The organism is Leifsonia lichenia (assembly GCF_054780215.1).
In genome coordinates, this window is the sequence record NZ_BAAGWT010000009.1 from 205,640 (window position 1) to 229,883 (window position 24,244).

23 protein-coding genes and 1 tRNA gene are annotated in these 24,244 nt (G+C 67.6%); 14 read left to right on the top strand and 10 right to left on the bottom strand.

Going from position 1 to position 24,244, the window contains the following annotated elements; translation table 11 throughout:
* The first annotated feature begins 112 nt into the window (after positions 1-112).
* From ACYVGI_RS16045 to msuE, 6 genes are read left to right on the top strand one after another with little or no spacing between them, the layout of a single operon-like run.
* Positions 113-1,750, top strand: coding sequence for an ABC transporter substrate-binding protein (locus tag ACYVGI_RS16045; protein ID WP_460633594.1), 1,638 nt, complete (start codon positions 113-115; stop codon positions 1,748-1,750).
* The gene (locus ACYVGI_RS16050; protein WP_460633595.1) at positions 1,728-2,768 is read left to right on the top strand and encodes an ABC transporter permease; all 1,041 of its coding nucleotides are present in this window, start codon (positions 1,728-1,730) and stop codon (positions 2,766-2,768) included. Before ACYVGI_RS16045 ends, ACYVGI_RS16050 begins: the two co-directional genes overlap by 23 nt.
* The gene (locus ACYVGI_RS16055; RefSeq protein WP_460633596.1) at positions 2,765-3,646 is read left to right on the top strand and encodes an ABC transporter permease; all 882 of its coding nucleotides are present in this window, start codon (positions 2,765-2,767) and stop codon (positions 3,644-3,646) included. Before ACYVGI_RS16050 ends, ACYVGI_RS16055 begins: the two co-directional genes overlap by 4 nt.
* A complete protein-coding gene (locus ACYVGI_RS16060) occupies positions 3,646-5,409 on the top strand; it encodes a dipeptide ABC transporter ATP-binding protein (protein ID WP_460633597.1) in 1,764 nt (587 codons plus the stop codon). Before ACYVGI_RS16055 ends, ACYVGI_RS16060 begins: the two co-directional genes overlap by 1 nt.
* A 4-nt stretch (positions 5,410-5,413) precedes the next feature.
* Complete coding sequence (locus tag ACYVGI_RS16065; RefSeq protein WP_460633598.1) at positions 5,414-6,838, top strand: LLM class flavin-dependent oxidoreductase; 1,425 nt, start codon at positions 5,414-5,416, stop codon at positions 6,836-6,838.
* On the top strand, positions 6,838-7,437 hold the full coding sequence (gene msuE, locus ACYVGI_RS16070; protein ID WP_460633599.1) for an FMN reductase: 600 nt from the start codon (positions 6,838-6,840) through the stop codon (positions 7,435-7,437). The genes ACYVGI_RS16065 and msuE overlap by 1 nt, the downstream gene beginning before the upstream one ends.
* Positions 7,438-7,883: 446 nt before the next feature.
* On the opposite strand, the gene ACYVGI_RS16075 is transcribed toward msuE, so the two are convergent.
* From ACYVGI_RS16075 to ACYVGI_RS16095, 5 genes are all read right to left on the bottom strand, one after another.
* Positions 7,884-8,558, bottom strand: coding sequence for a hypothetical protein (locus ACYVGI_RS16075; protein ID WP_460633600.1), 675 nt, complete (start codon positions 8,556-8,558; stop codon positions 7,884-7,886).
* Complete coding sequence (locus tag ACYVGI_RS16080; protein WP_460633810.1) at positions 8,555-10,219, bottom strand: hypothetical protein; 1,665 nt, start codon at positions 10,217-10,219, stop codon at positions 8,555-8,557. Before ACYVGI_RS16080 ends, ACYVGI_RS16075 begins: the two co-directional genes overlap by 4 nt.
* On the bottom strand, positions 10,219-10,545 hold the full coding sequence (locus tag ACYVGI_RS16085; RefSeq protein ID WP_460633601.1) for a hypothetical protein: 327 nt from the start codon (positions 10,543-10,545) through the stop codon (positions 10,219-10,221). The genes ACYVGI_RS16080 and ACYVGI_RS16085 overlap by 1 nt, the downstream gene beginning before the upstream one ends.
* Positions 10,542-10,811, bottom strand: coding sequence for a hypothetical protein (locus ACYVGI_RS16090; protein WP_460633602.1), 270 nt, complete (start codon positions 10,809-10,811; stop codon positions 10,542-10,544). The genes ACYVGI_RS16085 and ACYVGI_RS16090 overlap by 4 nt, the downstream gene beginning before the upstream one ends.
* A gap of 364 nt (positions 10,812-11,175) precedes the next feature.
* Complete coding sequence (locus tag ACYVGI_RS16095) at positions 11,176-11,868, bottom strand: helix-turn-helix domain-containing protein (protein WP_460633603.1); 693 nt, start codon at positions 11,866-11,868, stop codon at positions 11,176-11,178.
* Positions 11,869-12,009: 141 nt separating this feature from the next.
* Between ACYVGI_RS16095 and ACYVGI_RS16100 the strand changes: the two genes are divergently transcribed.
* Positions 12,010-13,908, top strand: coding sequence for an FAD-dependent monooxygenase (locus tag ACYVGI_RS16100; protein WP_460633604.1), 1,899 nt, complete (start codon positions 12,010-12,012; stop codon positions 13,906-13,908).
* Positions 13,909-13,975: 67 nt separating this feature from the next.
* Here the strand turns inward: ACYVGI_RS16100 and ACYVGI_RS16105 are convergent.
* From ACYVGI_RS16105 to ACYVGI_RS16115, 3 genes are all read right to left on the bottom strand, one after another.
* Positions 13,976-14,049 (bottom strand) — tRNA-Pro (locus ACYVGI_RS16105).
* 55 nt (positions 14,050-14,104) lie between these two features.
* Positions 14,105-15,088, bottom strand: a complete 984-nt coding sequence (locus tag ACYVGI_RS16110) for a metallophosphoesterase (RefSeq protein ID WP_460633605.1) — start codon at positions 15,086-15,088, stop codon at positions 14,105-14,107.
* Positions 15,088-17,634, bottom strand: a complete 2,547-nt coding sequence (locus ACYVGI_RS16115; protein ID WP_460633606.1) for a transglycosylase domain-containing protein — start codon at positions 17,632-17,634, stop codon at positions 15,088-15,090. The genes ACYVGI_RS16110 and ACYVGI_RS16115 overlap by 1 nt, the downstream gene beginning before the upstream one ends.
* Before the next feature lie 52 nt (positions 17,635-17,686).
* Here ACYVGI_RS16115 and ACYVGI_RS16120 point away from each other — a divergent pair, with 52 nt between their 5' ends.
* Positions 17,687-17,854 carry a DUF4177 domain-containing protein gene (locus ACYVGI_RS16120; RefSeq protein ID WP_200949540.1) on the top strand — a complete coding sequence of 56 codons (168 nt, stop codon included), beginning with the start codon at positions 17,687-17,689 and terminating at the stop codon, positions 17,852-17,854.
* Entirely contained in the window at positions 17,854-18,324 is a 471-nt protein-coding gene (locus ACYVGI_RS16125; protein ID WP_460633607.1) for a RidA family protein, read from the top strand. The genes ACYVGI_RS16120 and ACYVGI_RS16125 overlap by 1 nt, the downstream gene beginning before the upstream one ends.
* Positions 18,325-18,409: 85 nt before the next feature.
* Here the strand turns inward: ACYVGI_RS16125 and acs are convergent, their stop codons facing one another.
* Complete coding sequence (acs, locus tag ACYVGI_RS16130) at positions 18,410-20,359, bottom strand: acetate--CoA ligase (RefSeq protein ID WP_460633608.1); 1,950 nt, start codon at positions 20,357-20,359, stop codon at positions 18,410-18,412.
* A 424-nt stretch (positions 20,360-20,783) separates the two neighbouring features.
* On the opposite strand from acs, the gene ACYVGI_RS16135 reads away from it, so the two are divergent.
* The 5 genes from ACYVGI_RS16135 (at position 20,784) to ACYVGI_RS16155 (ending at position 23,809) form a co-directional block, all read left to right on the top strand.
* Positions 20,784-21,788, top strand: coding sequence for a TadA family conjugal transfer-associated ATPase (locus ACYVGI_RS16135; protein WP_460633609.1), 1,005 nt, complete (start codon positions 20,784-20,786; stop codon positions 21,786-21,788).
* A complete protein-coding gene (locus ACYVGI_RS16140; protein ID WP_460633610.1) occupies positions 21,775-22,824 on the top strand; it encodes a type II secretion system F family protein in 1,050 nt (349 codons plus the stop codon). The genes ACYVGI_RS16135 and ACYVGI_RS16140 overlap by 14 nt, the downstream gene beginning before the upstream one ends.
* Positions 22,825-22,939: 115 nt before the next feature.
* Positions 22,940-23,119, top strand: a complete 180-nt coding sequence (locus ACYVGI_RS16145; protein ID WP_460633611.1) for a DUF4244 domain-containing protein — start codon at positions 22,940-22,942, stop codon at positions 23,117-23,119.
* 16 nt (positions 23,120-23,135) lie between these two features.
* A complete protein-coding gene (locus tag ACYVGI_RS16150; protein ID WP_460633612.1) occupies positions 23,136-23,462 on the top strand; it encodes a TadE family type IV pilus minor pilin in 327 nt (108 codons plus the stop codon).
* A complete protein-coding gene (locus tag ACYVGI_RS16155) occupies positions 23,429-23,809 on the top strand; it encodes an Rv3654c family TadE-like protein (protein WP_460633613.1) in 381 nt (126 codons plus the stop codon). The genes ACYVGI_RS16150 and ACYVGI_RS16155 overlap by 34 nt, the downstream gene beginning before the upstream one ends.
* 56 nt (positions 23,810-23,865) lie before the next feature.
* Here ACYVGI_RS16155 and ACYVGI_RS16160 read toward each other — a convergent pair whose 3' ends face one another.
* Positions 23,866-24,111: a hypothetical protein gene (locus tag ACYVGI_RS16160; protein WP_460633614.1), complete on the bottom strand. Its 246-nt coding sequence runs from the start codon at positions 24,109-24,111 to the stop codon at positions 23,866-23,868.
* Between the last annotated feature and the right edge of the window lie 133 nt (positions 24,112-24,244).

Genomic DNA, 24,244 nt, shown 5'->3' on the forward strand with positions numbered 1-24,244 from the left:
TCGACGAATGACAGAGTGTTGCGCTATCCGTCGCGCACGTTGCTGCGCATCCCGACCCTCCTCCCTAGCGTTGTCGGACACCACCCGTCCTGCATCCCCCGAGGAGACCCCCATGCGTTCGCGCACCCTCCGCACCGTCATCGCCGCCACAGCAATCGCGCTCTCGAGTGCGATGGCGCTGACCGCCTGCGCCGGATCGTCCACCGCATCGAGCGGTGAGAAGGTCACAGGCGGCACCATCGTCTACGCCCACCAGCAAGAGCCCGCCTGCGTGTTCGGCGGCTGGATCGAGCAGGCGTACCTCTCGTACCAGGTCCTCGACAACCTCACCTCGCTGGATGCGGACCACAAGGTGGTCCCGTGGCTCGCCACCGCCTGGAAGCAGTCCGACGACGGCCTCACCTGGACGTTCACGCTCAAGAAGGGCGTGAAGTTCACCGACGGCACCCCGGTGACCGCCGCGGCCGTCGCATACAACTTCGACTACTGGGTCAAGGGCGGCAACAGCACCGCCAAGGTCTGGCTCGACGGCTACTACAAGGACGCCAAGGCGATCGACGACCAGACCCTCCAGGTCGACCTGTCGAAGCCGTACCCGCGCCTGGCGGACAACCTCAGCCAGGGATACTTCGGCATCCAGTCGCAGCACGCGCTGGAGACCCGCACCAAGGAGCAGAACTGCGAGGCGCCGATCGGCTCCGGTGCGTTCATCGTGAAGAAGTGGAACCGCGGCCAGGACATCGTCCTCACCCGCAATGCGAACTACACGTCCTGGCCGGCCAACGCCAAGCACACCGGCCCCGCGTACGTCGACGAGGTCGACTGGAAGTTCGTCGCAGACCCGACCACCCGCGTCGCCGCGCTGCAGAGCGGCCAGGTGGATGCGATCTACGACGTTCCCGCCATCCAGTGGAAGACGCTGAAGGACGGCGGATACCAGCTCGAGAAGTACGTCACCCCCGGCCGCCCGCAGCAGATCTCGTTCAACACGCAGAAGGGCCCGTTCACCGACGAGAAGGTGCGTCAGGCGTTCGCGTACAGCCTCGACCGCAAGCAGATCGTCGACACCATCGGCCAGGGCGTCATCCCCGTCGAGGGCAACGGCGGCGTCAGCCAGGCGACTCCCGGCTACAGCGAGAAGGCCGCGAACTGGTACGACTACGACACGAAGAAGGCGAACGCGCTCCTGGATGCGGCCGGATGGTCGCAGAAGAACGACAAGGGCGTGCGCGAGAAGGACGGCAAGACGCTCAGCGTGATCCTGCCGTACGGCGCAGGCTCGATCATCAACTCCGACGGCGCTGCGATCCTGCAGGGCGTGAAGGAGCAGGCGTCCAAGGTTGGCTTCGACGTGCAGCTCATCCCGGTGCCGCAGAGCGAGTTCTTCGCAGGGAAGTACTCGACGCCGGACGACCACGACCTGAGCGTCGGATACTGGACAGCCGTCACCGCCGGCATCCTCTACATCAACTGGCGCCCGTCCACCGCAGACGACCCCAACTACTCCAACTCCGCGTTCTACAACGACCCGACGCTGGCGCAGTACATCCTCGACGGCAACTCCGCTCCCACCGTGGATGCGCAGAACGCGTCGTACCAGAAGGCACAGGACTACATCGCAGAGCACGCGCTCTCCATCGGCGTCTACGACCGCCTCAGCACCCTGGCGGTCTCGACGAAGCTGAAGGGCGTGTGGCAGGAGCACGCACAGGGAGGACCGACGTTCTATGACGCATACCTCACCAAGTAGCGAGACCGTCGCGGGCTCCGCGTCCGCCGCAGGCTCTGCCCCCATCGGGGCGGAGCCGCGGCGGCCGCGCCGCACCAGGCGTGTGCTGTTCACGATCGGACGCAAGATCGTCTCGGCCGTGATCGTGCTCTGGGGCGCTGCCACCGTCGCGTTCTTCGCTCAGCTCGCGCTTCCCGGCGACCGGGCCACGGCCATCCTGAACATCCGGGCCGGTCAGGCGCAGCAGCGCACCCCGGCCGAGCTCGCGCAGATCAACGAGCAGTACGGCCTGCACCGTCCCGTCATCGTGCAGTACGTCGACTACCTCCGCGGCCTCGTGGTCGGCGACTTCGGTTCGTCGTACCAGCAGTACCGCCCTGTCACCGCGATCATCGGCGAGCAGTTGGGCGCAACGGTGACGCTGTCGCTGACGGCGATCGTGTTCGCCTGGGTGCTGATGATCGTGTGGGTGACCATCACAGCCGGTCGCGGGCCGCGCGTCGGCGCCCTGGGCTCGACCGTGGATGTGGTCGCAGCTGGGCTTCCCGCGTACTGGCTGGGCATCATCCTGCTGCTCGTGTTCGGCCTCGGTCTGCGCTGGTTCCCGATCATCGGCGGGACGGGAGTGAACGGCCTGATCCTGCCCGCGCTGACGCTCGCCATCCCGCTCGCCGGGTTCATGGCGCAGAGCACGAGGGCCGAGTTCGAGCGCGCGCTGGAGCAGCCGTTCGTGCTGTCCGCCAGGATGCGCGGGATGGGCGAGTGGGGCATCCGGTTGCGGCACGTGCTCCGGCACGCGGTCATCCCGGCCATCACGCTCTCGGGGTGGGCGCTCGGCGCGACCCTCTCCGGCGCCGTGATCGTGGAGTCGATCTTCTCCAGGCCGGGCATCGGCTCCGTGCTCGTCGGCGCGGTGAACAACCAGGATCTGCCCGTCGTGGTCGGCATCGTCACGCTCGTGGCCGTCGTCTACGTGATCGCGAACCTGCTCGTCGACATCGTGTACACCATCATCGATCCCCGCTTGGACCTGTCATGACAGCACTCGGCTCTCCGTCCGTCGGCAGCGGCTCCCGCCCGTCCAGGGCAGGGACGGCGGCCGCCTCTCTCGCACGCCGCCCGTGGGGCCTCTACATCGCCGTGACGTTCGCGCTGCTCCTCGCCGTCGCCGCTTTCGCTCCGCAGGCGCTCACCGTCCACGCGCCGACGGCGATCGACTACGGCGCTGCCTTGAAGCCGCCGTCGTTCGCGCACTGGTTCGGCACCGACGAGTCCGGCCGCGATCTCTACACGCGCGTCGTCTGGGGCGCGCGGGAGTCGCTGCTGATCGGCCTCGGCGCCGCCGCCGTTGGTGTCATCACGGCCCTGATCCTCGGCTCGATCGCCGCGCTCGGCCCGAAGCCGGCCGCCGTGGTGGTCGACCGGTTCGTCGAGGTCATGTTCGCCTTCCCCGCCCTCCTGCTCGCGCTGCTCCTCATCGCCATCGCGGGACCATCGGCCGCCACCGAGATCTTCGCGGTCGGCCTCGGCACGGCGCCCGGCTATGCGCGCATGATCCGCGGTCAGATCCTCGGGGCGAAGAACTCCGGCTATGTCGAAGCGGCGACCGCGCTCGGGCACTCCCGCTGGCGGATCATCCGCGCGCACATCCTGCCGAACGCTCTGCGTCCGCTCGTCGCCGTCTTCGCGCTCTCCGTCGGCCAGTCGATCGTCTGGGCGTCCAGCCTGTCGTTCCTCGGGCTCGGCGTCGCCCCTCCATCGTCGGAGTGGGGCGCCCTGCTCGACGCGGGGCGCGCGTACATCACCCAGGCCTGGTGGCTCGTGGTGGTGCCAGGACTGGTCATCGTCGCCGTCGCCCTCGCGGCGACCACGATCGGCCGTCACCTGCAGATCCGCCTCGAGAAGGGAGAGCGCTGATGAGCGTCACCCAGGAGAGCCAGACGGCGACCGAGAGCGTCGTCGACGAGCTGGACTGGCCGGCCACCCGGCTGCGCGTCCAGAACCTCCGCACGGCGTTCCGCGTCGACGGCGCGGTGCGCGAGGTGGTGTCCGGTGTCTCGTTCGACCTGCTGCCCGGCCAGTGCGTCGCCATCGTCGGGGAGTCCGGCTCTGGGAAGAGCGTCACGGCCAGGTCCATCGTGGGCCTCGCCGGCCGCAACGCGATCGTCGAAGCGGACGTGCTGGAGATCCATCACGAGGACGTCCGCAGCTTCACCCCGCGCCAGTGGAGGCGCATCCGTGGCCGCGACCTCGGCTTCGTGCTGCAGGATGCGCTGGTCTCCCTCGACCCGCTGCGCCCGGTCGGCCGAGAGATCGCCGAGGCTCTCAAGCTGCACGGCTGGGGAGACCGAGCCGCCAGGAAGCAGCGCGTGCTCGACCTTCTGGAGCGGGTCGGTGTGCCCTTCCCCGCTCTGCGGGCGCGCCAGCGGCCCGACCAGCTCTCCGGCGGCCTGCGCCAGCGCGCACTGATCGCCTCCGCCATCGCGCTCGACCCCGATATCGTGATCGCCGACGAGCCGACGACCGCCCTCGACGTCACCGTGCAGTCGCAGGTGCTCGCCCAGCTCGAACGGATGAAGGCACGGGGCGCGTCCGTCATCCTGATCAGCCACGACCTCTCCGTGGTCGCCAGGCTGGCCGACCACATCCTGGTGATGCGCGGCGGCGAGGTGCTCGAACAGGGCAGCATCGCCTCCGTCCTCGGCGCCCCGCAGCACGAGTACACGAGGGCGCTCATCGCGGCCGTGCCGAGCGAGGCGACGCGCGGCACGCCGCTGAGTCCGTCGTCTGCTCCGTTCCCCGAGGTGCAGCCCCGGGATGCGGCTGCGGGCGCGGCACAGGGCGCGACTCCGGATGTCCCGGTGATTCAGGCCACCGACCTCGTCAAGCGCTTCCACACCGCGGACGGCACTGTCACCCGCGCCGTGGACGGCGTCTCGTTCACGCTGGCGGCGGGGGAGACCCTGGGCATCGTGGGGGAGTCCGGGTCGGGCAAGAGCACGACCGCGCGGCTCGCCCTCGGCCTCGAAAGCCTCGACGGGGGAGACGTCCGCCTGCTCGGGCACGCCTGGTCCAGCCTCTCCGAACGCAAGCGCCGATCCTTGCGCCCGCGCATCTCTGTGGTCTATCAGGACCCGCTGAGCTCGTTCGACCCGCGCTGGAACGTCGAGCGCATCCTGCTGGACGCGCTGCGCGGGGAACGCTTCGCCGACGCTTCGGCCAGGAAGGCGCGCGTCGTCGAACTGCTCGGCCAGGTCGGGCTGCCTCCGGAGGTGCTCGGCCGGTTCCCGCTCCGCCTCTCCGGCGGCCAGCGGCAGAGGGTCGCCATCGCCCGCGCGCTCGCTCCGCGCCCGGCCGTGATCGTGCTCGACGAGGCCGTCTCCGCGCTCGACGTCACCATCCAGGCCCAGATCCTCGACCTGCTCGTCGCCCTCCAGCGCGAATCCGGCGTCGCCTACCTGTTCATCTCCCACGACCTCGGAGTGATCAGCCACCTGAGCGACCGTGTGCTGGTGATGAAAGACGGCGTCGTGGTCGAGGAAGGGAAACCTGACGACATATTCCTCCGCCCACAGCACCCGTACACGCGAGACTTGATCGCAGCGATCCCCGAATTCGACCCGGCCTCGTTCGCCGGGCATCAGAACCACAGCGCGCCAGCCGCGCAGGAAGGCGCCTGAGCACATGACAGAGCGCAAACAGCTTTTCCTCAACCTGTTCGAGATGGCCTGCGTGAGTCACATCACGCACGGCCTCTGGCCGCTGCCGGGCAACAACAGGGAGCGCTTCGCCGACCTCGACTACTGGACGGAGCTCGCTCAGATCCTCGAGCACGGCGGCTTCGACGGCGTTTTCCTCGCCGACGTGATCGGCGCGTACGACGTGTTCCGCGGCGGTCCGGAGACGGCGCTCCGCGAGGGGCTGCAGAGCCCCAACATCGACCCACTGCTCGTGATCCCCGCAATGGCGGCGGTCACCAAGCGTCTCGGCTTCGGCGTCACCTTCTCCACCACCTACGAGCCGCCGTTCGCGTTCGCCAGGCGAATGTCCACCCTCGACCACCTCACCAAGGGCCGGGTCGGCTGGAACGTGGTCACCTCCTACCTGCCCAACGCCGCCCACAACTTCGGGCTCGACGGCGAGGTGCCGCACGACCTGCGCTACCAGTACGCCGACGAATACGTGGATGTGCTCTACAAGCTCTGGGAGGGCTCCTGGGACGATGACGCGGTCATCGCCGACAGGGAGCGCCGCATCTTCACCGACCCGTCCAAGGTGCGATACATCGACCACGTCGGCGACCGGTTCAAGGTCGCAGGGCCGCACATCGTGCATCCATCTCCCCAGCGCACGCCGGTCATGTTCCAAGCGACAGGGTCGCCGGCGGGAATCGAGTTCGCCGGCCGCCACGCGGAGGTCGTCTTCACCGGAGGCCGCACCAGCGAGGAGTTCCGCCGCAACGCCGACGGGATGCGCGACGCGGCAGAGCGCCACGGCCGCGGCAGGGACGCGGTGAAGTTCATCGCGATGGCCGGAGTGATCGTCGGCCGCACCGAGGAGGAGGCCGCAGACAAGTGGCGCCTCTACCAGCAGCACGCCAGCCTCGACGGCATCCTCGCCCACAGCAGCCTGCCGGTCGACCTCACCGCCTTCCCCCGGGACATCACGGTGCGCGAGGCCCTGCTGCGCGCGGAGTTCCCCGCGGAGCGCGTGCCGTTCCTCCCGCTCGACAAGACGGTGGGCCAAGCCCTCGACTTCATCGGAGGGAACAGGGACGACCGCTTCCTCGTCGTCGGAACGGCCAAGACCGTCGCAGACGAGATCGAGCGGTGGCTCGACGAAGACGGACTGGACGGCATCAACCTGCGCCAGTATCACTCGTTCGACACGGCGCGCGACTTCGCGGAGCTGGTCGTGCCGGAGCTCAGGAAGCGCGGCCGCCTGCCGGAGGAGGGCTCGCATCCGGGGACGCTGCGGGAGCGCCTGTTCGGCGCGGGCAACAACCGCCTGCCCGACGAGCACATCGGCGCCCGCTACCGCGGCGGGGCGAACCTCGACAACCCCGTCGCGCCGCTCCAGCTCGCCAAGGCGAACGTCGGATCGTTCTGATGACGGAGAACCGCAGGATCTCGGTCGTCGGCGTCAGCGGCAGCCCGACGCATCCCTCGCGCACGACGGTTCTCGTGCGCGAGGTGACGGAGGCGTTCGCTGCGGCCGTCGGCGGCACGGCCACCACGGTCGAGCTCGCGCCGCTTCTCGGCCAGCTCAGCCTCGGCCCGTTCAGAAACAGCCTGGGCCCGGATGCGGTCGCCGCCCTCGAAGCGGTCGAGGCGGCCGACATCGTGGTGGTCGGCTCGCCCGCGTACCGCGCGACGTACACCGGACTGTTCAAGCTGTTCTTCGACCACGTCGGCCAGTACGCGCTGGTGGACAAGCCGATCGTCCTCACCGCTACGGGAGGGAGCGAACGCCACGCGCTGCTGGTCGAGCACCAGATGCGGCCCCTGTTCGGCTTCTTCCAGTCGCTCACGCTGCCTCTCGGCATCTATGCGAGCGAACGGGACTTCACCGACTACCAGGTCTCGTCGGACGACCTGCGGGCCAGGATCGACACCTCGATCGGCCGCACGCTCCCGTACATCCGCACCCACATCGACCCGCAGGCGTACGATGCGCCGGTCGAGTTCGCGAGGCCCGACGCCTTCTAGGGCAGTACATCTAGGGCATGTCTTGTAATTGGTTTGGACGGTCGGCTGGGATGACTGTGTGGTGTCGCGGTTTCAGTTGCTTTCTGATGCTCGGTGGGAGCTGATCGGCTCGAGTCAGCGGGGTCGTACTGGTCGGAAGGGCCGCCCGTTCGCGGACGCCCGCACGATGGTCGAGGGCAGTGCGTGTCGATAACGGACGGGGATCGTGTGGCGGGATCTGCCGCAATCACGAGACATCACCTAGCCCTGCTATAGCCGGTTGATGATTTCGGGGACCTGTATTTGGATGTGGATGTCTTCGGTGCGTTGGGTGAAGTCGGACCCGATGATGTCTCGCACCTTGTCGGGCTGGTTGGTCACCAGGTCCTGATACACCGGCAGGGATGCGGTGGTATTGGGCAAGGCGGAGCGACGGGACTCGGGCTTGCGTGACCGACGGAGGGTGCTCAGAGTCCCGGAAGCGGTTGAAACTCGCTGCTTTTGGGGGTTACCAGAACGATGACGGTGTTGACATGTCCGGGGCCACGGTAGCGGAAGTCGTAGATCACTTCGAACCCGAGCTTGTAACCGGGATCGAGGGCAAGTTTGGAGCCGCTGTCGGGACGGTCCTTCATGGACTGGATCAGGCGTTCCACGGTGGGCTTGTCGAAGCCGTAGGCTTCGGCGCCGTCGCGGAGGATGGTGAAGAACTCTTCCGGGGTGTCCGCGGTCAGGAAGTAGGAGATTTCATCGACCCACGCGTCCTGCTCGACGGTGAAGAATCTGATGCGGTCGGTGTGGGCGGTGAGTGTGCCGTGGGAGCCGTGGAGGGTGAGGGTCATGAGGCCGTCGACGCTGAGATTAGGCACGGAGCGGGCTGTGGCGAGCAGGCCGAGGTCTTCTTTGAGCAGCTCATTGGTGGTGAGGTCGAAGGTGACCTGGCAGGTTGCGGCGATCTCTGTGAGGCCTGCCTCGTCGAATTGTGAGTTCTTGAGTTCGTTCATCGTGGTTTCCTGCTTCGTTGGGGTGTCGCATTGAGGGAGTGAGGAGTGCGAGGTGAGAGCCTGGACCACCCCGCAGCCGGACAGCGAGAGGACCAGCATGCCTGCAATCGCAGCCCCGGCTATCGTGCTGTAGTTCATGGTTTCTCCTTCCCGGTGTAGCCCTGCCATAGCCGGTCGATGATTTCGGGGACCCGGTTATGGATGCGCATGTCTTCGGTGCGCTGGGTGAAGTCGGACCCGACGATCTTCCGCACCTTGTCCGGATGGTTGGTCACCAGATCCTGATACACCAGCAGCGTGTCATGCTCGATCAGCGCCCACCTGTCGTCCTTGTCGGCGATGTTGCCCTCGGAGAAGACCTCGGGGAAGGTCTTGGCTCCCGGGATCGAAGCGGCACCGATCAGCGTGATCATCTGCGCCATCGCTTCTCCGGTGATCGGACGATTGCGCATCGCATCGTAGTTGTCGTCGATGATCTCTCTTTGTTCCCGCTCGAGCAGTACGGCATTTCCCTTGGCGATTTCTGCGGGGTCGCCGGACGCGATCTGCCCCCATGCGTTCGCGGTCTTTCGGTCGATGGCGCCGGAGGCGCGGAGGCGTTCGATTTCCTTCATGCCGCCGGCAAGGAACGCTTCGTGTTGGCGAGCCTGGTCGAGGAAGATCTCTTTCTGCATCCCCAGCAGGGTGGTTTCGAAGTATCGCAGTTCGCCGTCGCCAAACTGTTTCAGGAACGCCCACACGCCGTCGGGCATGAACGGGGGTTGTATCCCGGAATTCAGGATGCTGCGCAGCGTGGCGAGGTCGCGGAAGCCGCCAGCGAAGGAGGGTCCGATCATGTTCGCCATCCCGGCCCATTGGAGATCCGGATTCTTGAGGTAGAGGCGGCCATAGTAGTCGTAGACCTTCTTGATGATCTCCCAGTTCGCCTCCGTCCCGCGACTGATATCCCACTTCTTAGGGTCGATGCCCGCCTTGACGAGAGCCTTGTGATTCCAGTACGCCGTGAGGAAGTGCGCGTATGTGTCTGACTTGGTCTCGATCAGCCCGGAGTCGGCGGCCGCGTCCATAGCTATCTTCGCGCCTTCCCAGTGCGTGGACGCCCACTGGCGGAACTCCGGGCTGTCAAGATACGCCGACCGCTGCTCGGGCGTCATGCCCTTCAGCAGTTCCGTCAGGTATTGCGCGTCCTTCTTCAGGTCCGGCTTGATCCGGGACGGGGCGAACATGGCCACACCCTTCCCTTTGGACACTGTCGCACTGAACAGCCCCCTCGTGCCGATGTTGAACCCGTGTAACGCATCCAACCGGTCCTGGAGGTTGCGAAGGTCCTTCTCCAACTGCGTCAACACGAGCTCCAGTTGAGGACCCACCGCCCTCAACGCTTCCCCTGCCCCAGGCAGTGCCGCGTCCGCCGCCGCCGCGACAACCTCGTTCGTCTCCTTCAGGCTTTTAGTGAGGTCACGTTGCGCCTTCGTCGTGGCGAGCTGACGTTTCAGCTCGTCCTCTTTCAGTATTCCGAAACGATTGACCTTGCTGTCTTCGTGCGTGAACTTCTCGAGATCCTTCTCGATGACCGCGATCTCATCTCGTGCCGCGGCGATCTGCGGGGCGATGTCTCGAGACAGAACGAGTTGAGCGGCGGAATAGCCCCTGCCGGACAGCTCGCCACTGCTCAGAGCGCCGGTCAGGCGACGAGCCGCAGACTCCGTCGCGTCCAACACGGACACGGCCGTGGTCAGGTTCCCGGTCAGAGCCGTCTTCAGATTGGCCGAATCGGCCGCGTCATAGACCAGCCCCATCACGCACCCCCTTCCGCATCGCCCGACCGCTCCGCGTCCGCAGCCCCGTTGATCGCCCGCACCGTCTGGGTCAGTACCTCTGCCTGCTCGCTCGCGAGTCGACCGATATAGCCGTCGACCTCCCTGCGCGCCGCCACGTCCTTCTGCACGGAGTAGTTCGTCGTCCCCAAGGCAGCCGCAGCCTCCTCAAACTGGGACGTGTGATCCCTCATCGCTCGCCGATACTCGTCCCAGCGCTCCTCGTGCCGGCGTATCTGCGAGAGCGCATCCGCGACGTCCTGTTCGGACGAGACCTGTCCGTAGCCCTCCCCATCACGACCGCTCACGAGTCGGCACCCCAGATCGCCGCGTCCAGACTGTCGCGTTGCTCGATCTGCTTCGCTAGAGAATCGACGTTCCGGGCGTGGCTGATCAGAGTCGCGGACAGTGTGAAGATGCCACCCAGGGCCGTGTTGGTCACGGTCGCCGCATCCCTCATGCTGGCGATGTTGCTGGAACCGAGGTCCACGGTCTGCGCCTCGATGTCAGTCTTGATGGCGTCGATACCGGCCGTCGCATCCTGAGCCGCTGCAACGCTTGATGTCGATTTCACTACTAAAACCTCCGAGCCTTACATACCAATATAAGGCTCGCCTTGCCATCGGGTCCACCCCGGCCTCGGCAGGTGTCGGGCGGCGCCGTAGCTGACGTCGTAGAACACGTGAAACCCGAGATAGTGGCTAGGCTGCAGCGCAGCCGGGTCACTGCGGCGACTCCCCGATGATCATCCCGATGCCGGAGCGACTGCGCATCACCCGTCCGGAGGGCAGGCCGCGAAGGACGCGAACGCAGTCTGGGGCGACCAGGCCTACTCGTCCCTAGCGATCCGACAACACCTACGCGGCCGCGTGATCGGCAGCCGTCCTCAACGTCGTCATCGCCTGGATCCGCAATGACAAGACCGAACCTGCGTCTCGCTACCGGAACGCCGCGTCGATCCGCCGCGCCGCGGCGGCGAGCACATCCGCCACGTGCTCCTCATCCAGGGGATGCGGCAGGTACAGCACGGCGATGGCCGCCGCCCTACCGTGCGGAAGCGCGAGCGGGACGGCGATGGAGTACAGCCCGGGCAGCACCTCGTCGTGGCTGCGCTCGAAGCGCTGCGGCGGGTACTGCTCGGGGTGGAGCAGCGACCGGATGACCCGCCCGGGCGCTCCCTGTCCGATGGCGTGACGGCTGCCCGGGCGCTGCGCGACGGTGGTCTCCGCGTGCCGAGGTTCAGCGCTGGTCAGCGTCACGGCGACCTCGCCGTCGAAGCTGACCAGGAAGGCGGTCATCCCCAGCTCGTCTGCCACAGCGGCCAGCTCCGGCGCAGCGGCCGTCTGCAGGCTCCGTGCAGCTCCGCGCGCGAGGGAGGCGAGTCGCGCTCCGAGCTCGAGCTCGCCGGACGGCGACCGCTCGACGAATCCGTGCTGTTCGAGCGTCTTCACCAGCCGATACGCCATCGAGCGGTGGATGCCCAGGCGTCCGGCCAGCTCCGGCACGCTGAGGGATGCGCCGTCCTCGCCGATCATGGCCAGCGCGCTGAGCCCACGGGCGAGCGTCTGCGAGCCGCCCTCTGTGCGGTTCTCGGCGGTGCCTTCGGCCTGGCCGCCAGCGGTGTCCGTCATCCGGGCTTCCTTCCTCTGCGCGCATCCCACGCGGGTGTCTTGCGACCCGCGGCGGCGCCAACTAGCATCGTATCGATAGTTGAAATGATGTCGCAACTATAGATACATCGATAGTCATGAGTTCAATGAGGAGCCACTGAGATGCAGATCCACCACCGCGGTTACGTCGCCACCGATCCGCGCATCAAGCCGGCGGCGGGCTACGGGATCGACAGGGCGTCTGACATCCCGGACGAACTGGATGTGCTCATCGTCGGCACGGGCCCGGCCGCGGTAGCGGTCACGGCCCAGCTCTCCCGCTTCCCCTCCATCAACGCGCGCGCCATCGAGCAGCGGCCGGGTCGTCTCGCGGTCGGCCAGGCGGACGGCATCCAGGCGCGATCGGTGGAGACCTTCCAGGCGTTCGGCTTCGCGAACGAGGTGGTCGACGAGGCGTACCGGAACGTCGAGATGTGCTTCTGGAAGCCGGACGCCGACGATCCCTCCCGCATCGTCCGGGTGTCTCGCGCCCCGGATGACGCGACCGGGATCAGCGAATTCCCGCACATCTACGTGAACCAGGCCCGCATCCTGGACTACTTCCTGCGCGACGCCGAGCGCGCCCCCGGTCGCATCGTCCCCGACTACGGCGTCGAGTTCGTCGACCTCGCGATCGATCGCGACGCCGAGTACCCTGTCGCGGCGCGCATCCGGTACGTCGCTGGCGAGCGGACCGGTGAGGAGCGCACGGTTCGTGCGAAGTACCTCGTCGGCGGGGACGGCGCCAGGAGCTCGGTGCGCGCATCCCTCGGCCACCGGTTGCACGGGGAGGCGGCGATGCACGCCTGGGGTGTGCTCGACGTGCTGGCGAACACCGATTTCCCCGACATCCAGCTCAAGTGCTCGATCCAGTCGCACGACGCGGGCAGCATCCTCCTCATCCCGCGCGAGGGCGGCTACCTCGTGCGCATGTACGTGGACCTCGGCGAGGTCGGCGGGGCAGACGCCGGTGCGATCAGGTCCACCCCGGTGGATGCGATGATCGCCAGGGTGAACCGCATCATCGCGCCGTACTCGCTGGACGTCAGGCAGGTCGCGTGGTCGTCGGTGTACGAGGTCGCCCACCGCATCACGGACGGTTTCGACGACGTGCCGGCCGCGTTGCGCGCCGAGCGTGCTCCCCGCGCCTTCATCATGGGCGACGCCTGCCACACGCACTCCGCGAAGGCGGGCCAGGGCATGAACGTCTCCATCCAGGACGGCTTCAACCTCGGCTGGAAGCTCGCCGCCGTGCTGGAAGGTCGCGCCCCCGAATCCCTGCTGTCGACCTACGAGGACGAGCGCAAGGTGGTCGCGCAGAACCTCATCGACTTCGACAAGGAGTGGTCGGACATGCTCGCCCGTCCCGCCGACTCGTGGGAGGACCCCGGCGAGCTGGAGCGCTACTACGTCTCGACGTTCGAGTTCCCCGCCGGCTTCATGACCCAATACACCCCGTCGATGATCACGACCGCCGACGATCACCAGCCGCTCGTCCCTGGCTTCCCCATCGGCAAGCGCTTCAAGTCGGCCGAGGTGATCCGCCGTGCGGACAACCGCTGGCGTCACCTCGGCCACCTGCACGAGGCGGACGGCCGCTGGCGCGTCTACGTCTTCGCCGACGCTGCCGCGCCCGCGCTCACCGACACGCCGACCGCGGAGTTCGCCGAGTGGTGGCGCACCGACCCCGCATCCCCGTGGTGCCGCTTCACACCGGAGGGCTGCGACGACGACGCGACCTTCGACACGAAGGTGATCTACCAGCAGGACTACACGCTCGTCGAGCCCGGCGACGTGCCCGCCGCGTTCAAGCCGGTCAAGGTCCCGTTCGGCCTGATCGACCTGAACCAGGTCTTCGCCTCCGGCCACGGCCGCGACATCTTCCGCGACCGCGAACTCAGCCGCGACGGCGCGATCGTCGTGGTCCGTCCCGACCAGTACGTCGCAGGCGTGTTCCCGCTGGACGCGCACGCCGAGCTGGCCGCGTTCTTCGAGGGGAACATGCTGCCCGTCGCGCGCTAGCCCGCCGAAGCGAATACGGGCTTGAAACAGAAATGCCGGAGCATCTTCATGCTCCGGCATTTTTCTGTCGGGGTGACAGGATTTGAACCTGCGACCTCTTCGTCCCGAACGAAGCGCGCTACCAAGCTGCGCCACACCCCGATTGGCCCGTAGGCCTCAATAAGAATACACGAGCTTGAGGGGTGCTCGTGACCACTCAGGCGGAGGCGGTCAGCGTCACCAGGGTCGCCTCCGGACGGCACGCGAAGCGCACGGGCGCGTAGATCGACGTGCCGAGCCCGGCGGAGACGTTGAGGAATGCCGAGCGGAAGGCGTGACGCCAGATGCTCAGTCCCTTGACCTGGCTGCGCGGGATGTCGCAGTTCGTGACGAGTGCGCCGAAACCGGGTACGCAGACCTGACCGCCGTGCGTGTGCCCGGCGAAGATCATCGCGGCGCCGTACGTGACGAACGCATCGAGGACGCGCCGGTACGGGGAGTGGGTGACGCCGAGCGTGACCGTCGGGCGGTCGGCGCGGGGCGCATCCTGCGGCCACATCGCGTCCTCGGCGTACGGGTCGTTCTCGCGCAGCTCGTCCAGGGCACCGGGGATCGCCTCCACCCGGTCGAAGTGGATGTGCGGGTCGTTGACGCCGAAGAACTCCAGGTGGGTGCCGCGCACATCCACGGCCCCCGCCGCGTTGTTGAGGTCGAGCCAGCCCAGGCTGCGGAAGTAGGCGGTGAGCGCCGCGTTGTCGAGGCGCGGGGCGGTCGACGGCTTCTTGGTCGACGGGCCGACGAAGTACTTGAGCGGGTTCTTGAGCTGAGGGCCGAAGTAGTCGTTCGAGCCGTGCGCGAAGACGCCGGGGATGCCCTCGAAGCGTTCGAACGCGCGCTCGATGCCCGTGAGGCCGTCGGCGTGGCCGAGGTTGTCGCCGGTGTCGACGATCAGGTCGGGCTTGAGGTCGGCGAGCGACCGCACCCACTCCTGCTTGTCGTGCTGCCACGGCGCCATGTGCAGGTCGGACAGGTGCAGGACGCGGATCGACTCCGAGCCCGCGGGAAGCACGGGGACGGTGACTCTGCGGAGTGTGAACAGGCGCCGCTCGACGAGCGTGCCCCACGCGAACGCGGCCGCGCCTGCCGCGGCGAGCACACCGAGTGCTGTGCCCGCCGCGTGCAGGCCGGACCGGCGTGCCACTACTTTCCCACTCCAGCGCTCGGCGCGGACGCCGCGACCTTCAGGGTCACGGCGGAGCCGGGCTTGACCGGTGTTCCTGCGCCGGGGTCCATCGCCTCCACGACGGCGTCTTTGTTATTGCCGCCCGACACCTTCACGTCGAACTGGCTCAGCGCCTTCTGCGCATCCGACAGCTTCTGCCCGACCACGTTCGGCAGCGGCACCAGAGCGCCGTTGCTGGTGTAGATCGTCACGCCGTTGCCCTTGGTGACCGACGTCCCGGCGGCGGGATCGGTCCCAGCGACGGTTCCGGCGGGAGCGGCCGAGTCGACGGCGGTTCCGTCGATGCCGTCGAGTCCGAGCCCGTTCAGGATGGACTTGGCGTCGGCGGGGGACTTGCCCGTCAGATCCGGGATGGTGACCTGGGCGCCCTGGAGCAGCTTGGTGTCAGGGCGGGCGAACGCGTCGCCCCCGTACTTGTTGACGGCAGACGTCATCATCGCGTTCATGACACGGGTGCGCGCGCTGGCAGGAGAGATGCCGTGGGTCGGATAGATCTTGCGCATATCCGTATCGCCGACGATGTTGCCGACCCAGTACGCGCCGGCGACCTTCGTCGTGGCTGCGATCAGCCAGAGCTGCTTGTTGTCGTCCGTCGTACCCGTCTTGCCGAGCATGTCGACACCGGTCGAGTTCGTTCCCGCTGCCGTTCCGCCCTGAATCGGGCCCTTGAGAGCGTAAGCCATCGCCTTCGCGACTGCCGGATCGACCGACTGCGTGCACTTCGTTGCCGGAGGAGCGATCTCCTTGCCGTCGCCGCGGACGATCTTGTCGATCGCGACCGGGGTGCAGGTGAGGCCGTTGTTCGCGATGCCCGCGAACGCCGTCGCCATGGTGATCGGCGAGACGTTGTTCGTTCCGAGCACCGACGCCGGGTTGCTCTTCAGGGGCACGCCGGCGGCGTCATGGACTCCGAACGCCTCGGCGTCCTTCTTGATCTCGCACAGGTCGAGCTGCGCCGCCATCGCGACGAAGGCCGTGTTGATCGAGAGTGTTGTCGCGCTCTGGGCAGTCCGGTACCCCTCTTCGCCGTACGAATCGTTCGTCGGGCGCCAAGTGCCGCCGCCAACGTCCACGCACGAGTTCTTGAACTGCGACAGGTTGTAGGTGCGCACATTCGCATTCACCGACTCGTAGAGCGAGTGGCCCTGCTTCAGCCACTCCGCCAGCGTGAACACTTTGTACGTCGACCCCACCTGGAAGCCGTTCGAGCCGCCGTAGTCGAGGTCCGTGCTGTAGTTCACCGAGGTGTACTCATTGCTCGAATTGAGCACATCCGGGTCCTGGCTGTAGAGCTTGTTCTGCGCCATGTAGAGCACACGACCCGTGCCGGGCTGGACTCCGACCAAGGATCCACCGAGCTCGACGGTGCCGTACGACCGCGGCACGTAGCTCGCCATCGTCTCCTCGGCGGTCTGCTGCAGGGTCAGGTCGAGCGTGGTGTAGATCTTGTACCCGCCGCGGAGGAAGTTCGCCGCGCGGGTGTCCTCGTCTGCTCCGAACGACGGGTCGTTGGTGATGATGCGCTGCACGTAGTCGCAGAAGTACGCCGAGCCGCCAGCGGTCTGGCAGCCGCGCACCGACGGCGTGATCGCCGGGGTGACGGGCGTCTTGACGGCCTCGTCGTACTGCGCCTTGGTGAGCTTCTTGTACTGGTACATCTTCTGAAGGATGTAGTCGCGGCGCTCTTTGTTCTTCGCGTAGCCGTTCGCCGCGCCGTTTGTCTTGCTCTCGGGGCTGTCGATCTTGAGCGATGTCGGCTCGTTGACGATCGCGATGAGGCTCGCTGCCTGCGCCGGCGTGAGCGCGGCGGCTGTGGTGTTGAAGTAGTACTTCGCCGCCGCTTCGATGCCGTACACCGAGCCGCCGAAACCGGCGATGTTGAGGTACCCGGCGAGGATGTCGTCCTTCGAGTACTTCTTCTCGACGCCGATCGCGTACTTCATCTCCTTGACCTTGCGGTCGGGCGAGACGCCGGTGGAGTCGGTGACGCAGGTCTGGTACTTGTCCTTCTGCTCCTTGGTCTTGACCGGCATCGCCTCGCACTTCTGCAGCAGCACGTTCTTCACGTACTGCTGCGTGATGGAGGAGCCGCCCTGCACGTCGTGGCCGACGACAGTCGACAGCACACCGCGCATCGTTCCCTGGATGTCGACGCCGCCGTGGGAGTAGAACCTCGGGTCCTCTCCGGCGATGGCCGCGTCTTTCGCGGCCTGCGAGATCTGGCTGAAGGTGACGGGCAGACGGTTCTGGGAGTAGAAGGTCGCGAGCTGGACGTCCGCGTCGCCGTTCTTCGCGTAAATGGTGGTCGGCTGGGCGAGCTGACCGACTTCGAGGTACTCGGGAAGGCCTTCGAAGACGCCGATGCTGTCGTTGGCGGCCATCCCCGTGACCGCGATCGCGGGGGTCACGGCGGCCGTGACCAGGAGGCCTGCGACGGCACTCATGCCGACGAACGCGCCGACGGCGCCGAGCACACCTCTAGCCCGTGGTTTTGTGGCAGACATAGGATCAGAGTAGGTGATAAACCTGATAAACCCCCCGAACGCAAGGAGCACAATGCCGCGCTGGGAATACCTCACGACGCCTCTGATCGTCCACAACACCGCCGCGATCCTCAACAACTGGGGCTCGGAGGGGTGGGAGCTGGTGCAGGTCGTCACGGGTCCGGAGGGTGGCCTCGTCGCCTACCTGAAGCGCCCCGTCGTCGACGGAGAGGACGCCTGATGGCCGCCATCGAAGCTCGCCTCGCCGAGCTCGGGATCGCGCTTCCCGACGTGGTTCCGCCCGTCGCCGCATACACCCCGGCGGTCGTCGACGGCAATCACGTCTACACGTCCGGCCAGCTTCCGATGGTGTCCGGCGCGCTTCCTGCCACAGGCAAGGTGGGCGACGGCCACGGCCTCGTCCCCGCCGACGACGCCAAGGAGTACGCCCGCACCTGCGCGCTGAACGCCCTCGCCGCGGCGAAGAGCGTGATCGGGTCGCTCGACAGGGTCACCCGCATCGTCAAGGTCGTCGGGTTCGTCGCCTCCGACCCGTCGTTCACCGGTCAGCCCGGCGTCATCAACGGGGCGTCCGAGGTGCTCGGAGAGATCTTCGGCGACGCGGGCGTGCACGCGCGCTCTGCGGTCGGCGTCTCTGTGCTCCCGCTGGACTCGCCCGTCGAGGTGGAGCTCATCCTGTCGTTCGAGTGACGGAATCGCGCATCCCGCGCATCCAGAACAGCCGAAGGGCCCGCATCCACAGGGGATGCGGGCCCTTCGGCGTCAGCGGGATGCGCTAGGAGAGCTTGCTCTGGATCGAGCTCATCACCGCGGTGTCGGCGAGGGTCGTGGTGTCGCCGACCTCGCGACCCTCCGCCACATCGCGCAGCAGGCGGCGCATGATCTTGCCGGAACGCGTCTTCGGCAGCTCGTTCACAATGAAGATCTCGCGTGGGCGGGCGATCGCGCCGATCTGTTCCGTGACGTGCTTGCGCAGTTCTGCTGCCACATCCATCGCCTCGGCGTTCTCGAGCTGGTTCTGCTTGATGATGACGAACGCCACGACAGCCTGTCCTGTGGTCTCGTCTGCCGCACCGACGACGGCGGCCTCGGCCGTCAGTGGATGCGCGACCAGGGCGGACTCGATCTCCGCGGTCGAGAGGCGGTGACCGGAGACGTTCATCACGTCGTCGACGCGGCCCATCAGCCAGATCTCGCCGTCCATGTCGTAGCGTGCGCCGTCACCGGCGAAGTACTTGTCGCCGAACTTCTCCCAGTACGTCTCCTTGAACCGCTCCGGGTCGCCCCAGATGCCGCGGAGCATACTCGGCCACGGTTCGGCGACGACCAGCAGGCCGCCCTGGTCTTTGCCGACGGGAACACCGGCCTCGTCCAGGATCTCGATCGAGATGCCGGGGAGGGGCACCTGTGCGGAGCCGGGCTTCAGCGTGGTGACGCCGGGGAGCGCGGAGACCATGATGGCGCCGGTCTCGGTCTGCCACCAGGTGTCGACGATGGGCGTGGTGTTTCCGCCGATCACGTCGCGGTACCACATCCACGCTTCCGGGTTGATGGGCTCTCCGACAGACCCGAGCACGCGCAGGCTCGACAGGTCGAACTTCTGCGGGTGCTGGCGGCCGATCTTCATGAACGAGCGGATGGCGGTCGGCGCCGTGTAGAAGATGGAGACCTTGTACTTCTCGATGATCTCCCACCAGCGGCCGGGGTGCGGCGTCTCCGGCGTGCCTTCGTAGAGCACCTGCGTTGCGCCGTTGGCCAGCGGGCCGTAGACGACGTAGCTGTGGCCGGTGATCCAGCCGATGTCGGCTGTGCACCAGTAGACGTCGGACTCCGGGTGGAGGTCGAAGACGTTCTTGTGGGTGAACGCGGCCTGCGTCAGGTATCCGCCAGAAGTGTGCAGGATGCCCTTCGGCTTGCCGGTGGTGCCAGAGGTGTAGAGGATGAACAGCGGCTGCTCAGCCTCGAACGACTTGGCGACGTGGTCGGCGTCGACCTGGGCGATTTCGTCGTGCCACCACAGGTCGCGGCCGTTGGTCCACTCGACGTCGTTCTCCCCGCGCTTGACCACGAGCACGTGCTCGACCGTGGTCTCGCCGGACGCGAGTGCCGCATCCACGGCGTTCTTGAGCGGGAAGACCTTGCCCTTGCGCCAGCCGCCGTCAGCGGTGATGACGAGCTTGGCCGCCGCGTCGTCGATGCGCGAGCGCAGGCTCTCCGCGCTGAACCCGCCGAACACGACGGAGTGGACGGCGCCGATGCGCGCGACCGCCAGCATGGCGATGACGGCCTCCGGGATCATCGGCAGGTAGATCGCGACGCGGTCGCCGGCGGCGATGCCGAGGCTGGTCAGCAGGTTGGCAGCCTTCTTGACCTCCGCGGTGAGCTCCGCGTATGTGATGGATCGGCTGTCGCCTGGCTCGCCCTCCCAGTGGATGGCGACGCGGTCGCCGTTGCCTGCGAGGACGTGCCTGTCGAGGCAGTTGTACGCCACGTTCAGCTCGCCGTCGTCGAACCACTTCGCGAAGGGCGGGTTGGTCCAGTCGAGTGTGCGCGTGAACGGCTTGTGCCAGTGGACGAGCTCACGGGACTGGTCGGCCCAGAACCCGAGACGGTCTTCCGCGGCACGTTCGTAGAGCTCGGCGGTCGCTACCGCGTTGGCCGCGAACTCCTCGCTGGGGGCAAAGCGGCGTGCTTCGTGCAGCAGATTGTCGATTGTGTTGCTCATGGGGAGTCTGTTCGCTCCTTTGCGATGCTGAATGGTCAAGTCGTGGCGCGACAATGCTCGACTCTACAACCTGCCGGTGACGTCACCGATGAAGACTTGCGTTTGCATTGATTCTGCGTAAACTGTCTCTCGGCCGAATATTAATTCTGGCGTGCGGCGCAAACGATTCCCCCCAATCATGCGCCGCAGTGGCCGCACCTGTTCCCCCCAATAGGTGCGGCCCCCCTTTTTTAACCGGCTGGTGTGCGTCCCCCCGGTCCGCTGGTTCTCCACACGTGCAAGGTTTCGGGAGTTCTCCACGGGTATCGCCTCGCGAGTGCGACGCCTGCGCCGCGCTTCGTAGCGTCGCTCTATGCGAATGAAACGTGAAGACCCCCTGGCCGGCGGCGATGCAGCGAATGCCGCGCCGTCCCCGCCACGATCCTTGTCCCCTTCCTCGTCCTCGTCCTCGTCCTCGTCCTCGGCCGAACGCTCGGGCCTGTGGCAGACGTTCGGCCCGCTCGCTCCGTACCTGCTGCGGGACGACGTCACCGACCTCTTCATCGCGGCGGACGGCGATCTCTGGGCGGACGGTGGCGAATGGGGACTCCGGCGCATCGACGGCTGGCGCTCCGACGAGCGCGCCACACGCGAGCTAGCCGTGCGACTGATCGCGCGTGGCGGCAGGCACATCGACGAAGCGACACCGTTCGTCGACGTGCGCCTCCTGGACGGGATCCGGGTGCACGCGGTTCTTCCCCCTGTGTCCACGGGAGGAACGCTGCTGTCCGTGCGGATACCGCGCGGTCGCGCGCTGAGGCTGCCGGACCTGCTCGCCGGCCACGCGATCACGGAGCCGCAGGCGCAGACCCTCCTTCGCGCGATCGAGGCGCGGACCAACCTGCTCATCACAGGAGCGGGAGGGGCGGGGAAGACAACGCTTCTCGGCTCGCTGCTCTCCCATGCGCCCCCGAACGAGCGGATTGTCACGATCGAGGATGTCGCCGAACTCCGGATCGCGCACCCGCACGTCGTCGGCCTGCAGACCAGGCAAGCGAATCTGGAGGGCGCGGGCGGCGTCGACCTCCGGCGCCTCGTGCGTGAGGCGCTCCGGATGCGCCCGGACCGGCTCGTCCTCGGTGAGTGCCGTGGCGAGGAGATCACCGACCTGCTCGCCGCGTTGAACACCGGGCACGACGGGGGAGCGGGCACCCTCCACGCCAACTCGATCGGAGATGTCCCCGCGCGCCTCGAAGCGCTCGGCGCTCTGGCGGGACTGAGCGAGCGCGCCCTCGCGCGCCAGGCAGTCAGCGGCATCGGGATGCTCGTGCACGTCGAGCGCGTCGATGGCGTGCGCAGGGTGGCGGGCTTCGGCCGGCTGGGAGTGGGAGGGGACGGACGACTCACGGTCGTGAGGGACGGGAGTTCGGCTGCGGATGCGACGGCGTGAGCTGCGTGGCCAGAGTGCGCGGCGGTCGAGGCGCGAGCGGCCGGGAGACGCGGCCGAACAGCTCGCCGAGCTGGTCGACGAACTGGTCACGCTCATGGAGGCGGGCGTGAGGCAAGGGGCGGCATGGGGATACGTGCGGGAGTTCTCCGCGCATCCATTGGCCGGCCGGGTCGCGGGCAGGATCGCGGCAGGCGAATCGATCGCGGATGCGTTGGCTCGGGCGGCGGGCGCGACTGGCGTGGCGGGCGCGGCGGGCGCGGCGGGCGCTGCGCAGGGTCGCACGGCGGTCTCCGGGCCTGGGCGCGCGGTGGCGGCCGGACCGCGCCCTCCCGTGGATTCGTCTTGGGCGGTGCTCGCTGCCGTGTGGCAGGTCGCCGAGGCGGCGGGCGCGCCGATGTCTCCGACCCTGCGCAGGCTCGCCGATTCTCTGCGCGACAGGGCGGAGACCGAGCGTGACGTGCAGGTGGCCCTGGCAGGGCCAAGCGCGACAGCCCGGCTCGTGTCGTGGCTGCCCGCCGTCGGAATGACGCTCGCCGTGGTGATGGGCGTCGACCCGGTTGGGACTCTCACCGGCTCCGTCATCGGCTGGGTGATCCTTGCGGCCGGTGTCCTGCTGCTGCTCCTCGGCCGCCGATGGATGCGTGCGCTCCGGCGACGTGCGCACCCAGGCGCCGACGTGCCGGGGTTGCGCCACGACCTGGTCGCGACGGCGCTGAGCGGAGGGCTGGGGGCACCGGGCGCGCAGTCTCTGTGCGACGAGGTCTGTGCCGGGTTGGACGTGGCCGAGGGCGAGCGCACAGAGGTCGCCCGCATCCTGAGCCTGGCGCAGCGAGCGGGCGCCCCCGCGGTGGAACTGCTGCGGAGTGGCGCAGCTCAGGCCGGACGCCGACGGCGAACTCAGGGCAGGAGCGACGCCGCTGCGCTCGCCGTGCGGTCCATGGTTCCCCTCGGCGTGTGCGTGCTGCCGAGCTTCATGCTGCTCGGCGTCGCCCCTGTGGTGCTGTCGATCGTCTCCTCCACAATCGCCGCCTTCTGATGGTTGTCCACCGATCCGGGATGCACGAGGCGGCCGAGCGACGGACACCGGAGGCTGGAGTCAGCGGCCACGCCACGCGGTCGCGACAGAGGAACACAACAGGAAGAGGAAGACGATGGCTGGATTCATCGCGCGGGTCATCCGCGAAGAGAGGGGTTCTGCGACGGCCGAGTACGCGGTCGCGACGATGGGGGCGGTCGGGTTCGCCGGGCTGCTGGTGGTGCTGCTCCGCGGCGACGAGGTCAAAGCGATCCTCACCGAGCTGGTCACTCGTGCGCTCACCACAGGCGCATGACGGCGAACGCGGGAGCGTGACCGCCGAGTTCGCGGTGGCGCTCCCCGCCGTGCTCGCCTGCCTCGCCCTGTGCCTGGGTGCCGTGCAGGTGGCGACGCAGCGGGCGCGACTCGTGGATGCGGCAGCCCAGTCAGCGCGGATGCTCGCCCGCGGCGACGATCCGGCTCGCGTCGCTCGCACGACCGAAGCGGAACTGACCGTCGAGAGAGAAGGAGGAATGGTGTGTGTGAACGCGACGGGCATGAACCCGCCTGGCTTCACCCCGACGGCGGGGCTCGGTGTGCTGGGGGTGACCGTGTCCGCCAGGGTGTGCGCGCTGGACGAAGCGTACGACGACGGCTGAGCGCGAGCACCCGGTGTGAACGCGGCGCAGCCGGGGTTCTCGCTGTGGCGATGATCGGGGTGCTGGTCTGCGTCACCGCTGCGGCCGTCGGGCTGGCGGGTGCGTACGGGGCACGGCGCGTGGCTGCCGCTGCCGCGGACGGGGCAGCGCTCGCGGCGGCGGATGCCGCCTCGGGATTGCGACCGGGCGTTCCCTGTCAGGAGGCGGAGCGGGTCGCGTCGGCGAATGAGGCCCGACTGGACTCGTGCGAGCTGGACGGTGTCGTCGCCGTCGTGCGCGCCACTGTCACCTACCTCGGGCTGCCTGCGCGCGCCTCAGCGCGCGCAGGTCCGCCGGGAACGCGGTGAACAGTCGAAGCCGGTCACTTGAAGCCGGTCGGTCGAAGCCGGTCAGTTGTAGCCGGTCAGTCGAAGATCGCCTCCAGATAGCGGTACTCCACCGCGCTGGGGCGGCGGTCGAGGGCGTCGTCGGACGCGAACTCGATCGCGGAGGAGCGGATATAGAGGTAGCGCTTGCCTCCGGTGGAGGAAGGGATCTCGAGACGCGGGCGTGGTTCGCCCGTCTCGAGGTATTCGGTTGCGATGGTCTTGCCCTCGAGAGGTCCGTCGGTCAGTTTGGCGGTATACGTCGTCGTTGAAGTGATAGCCATGCCCTCATTTTCCTCCCGCCCCCGGCGACCGCAAGGTCTGCGCCCTCGGCGAACGAAGATCCAACGATTAGGCAGACAAGCGGCTCAGGTGTGTATGGTTTGCCTGTCGGGGCCGTGAGGCCCACGCTCGCCG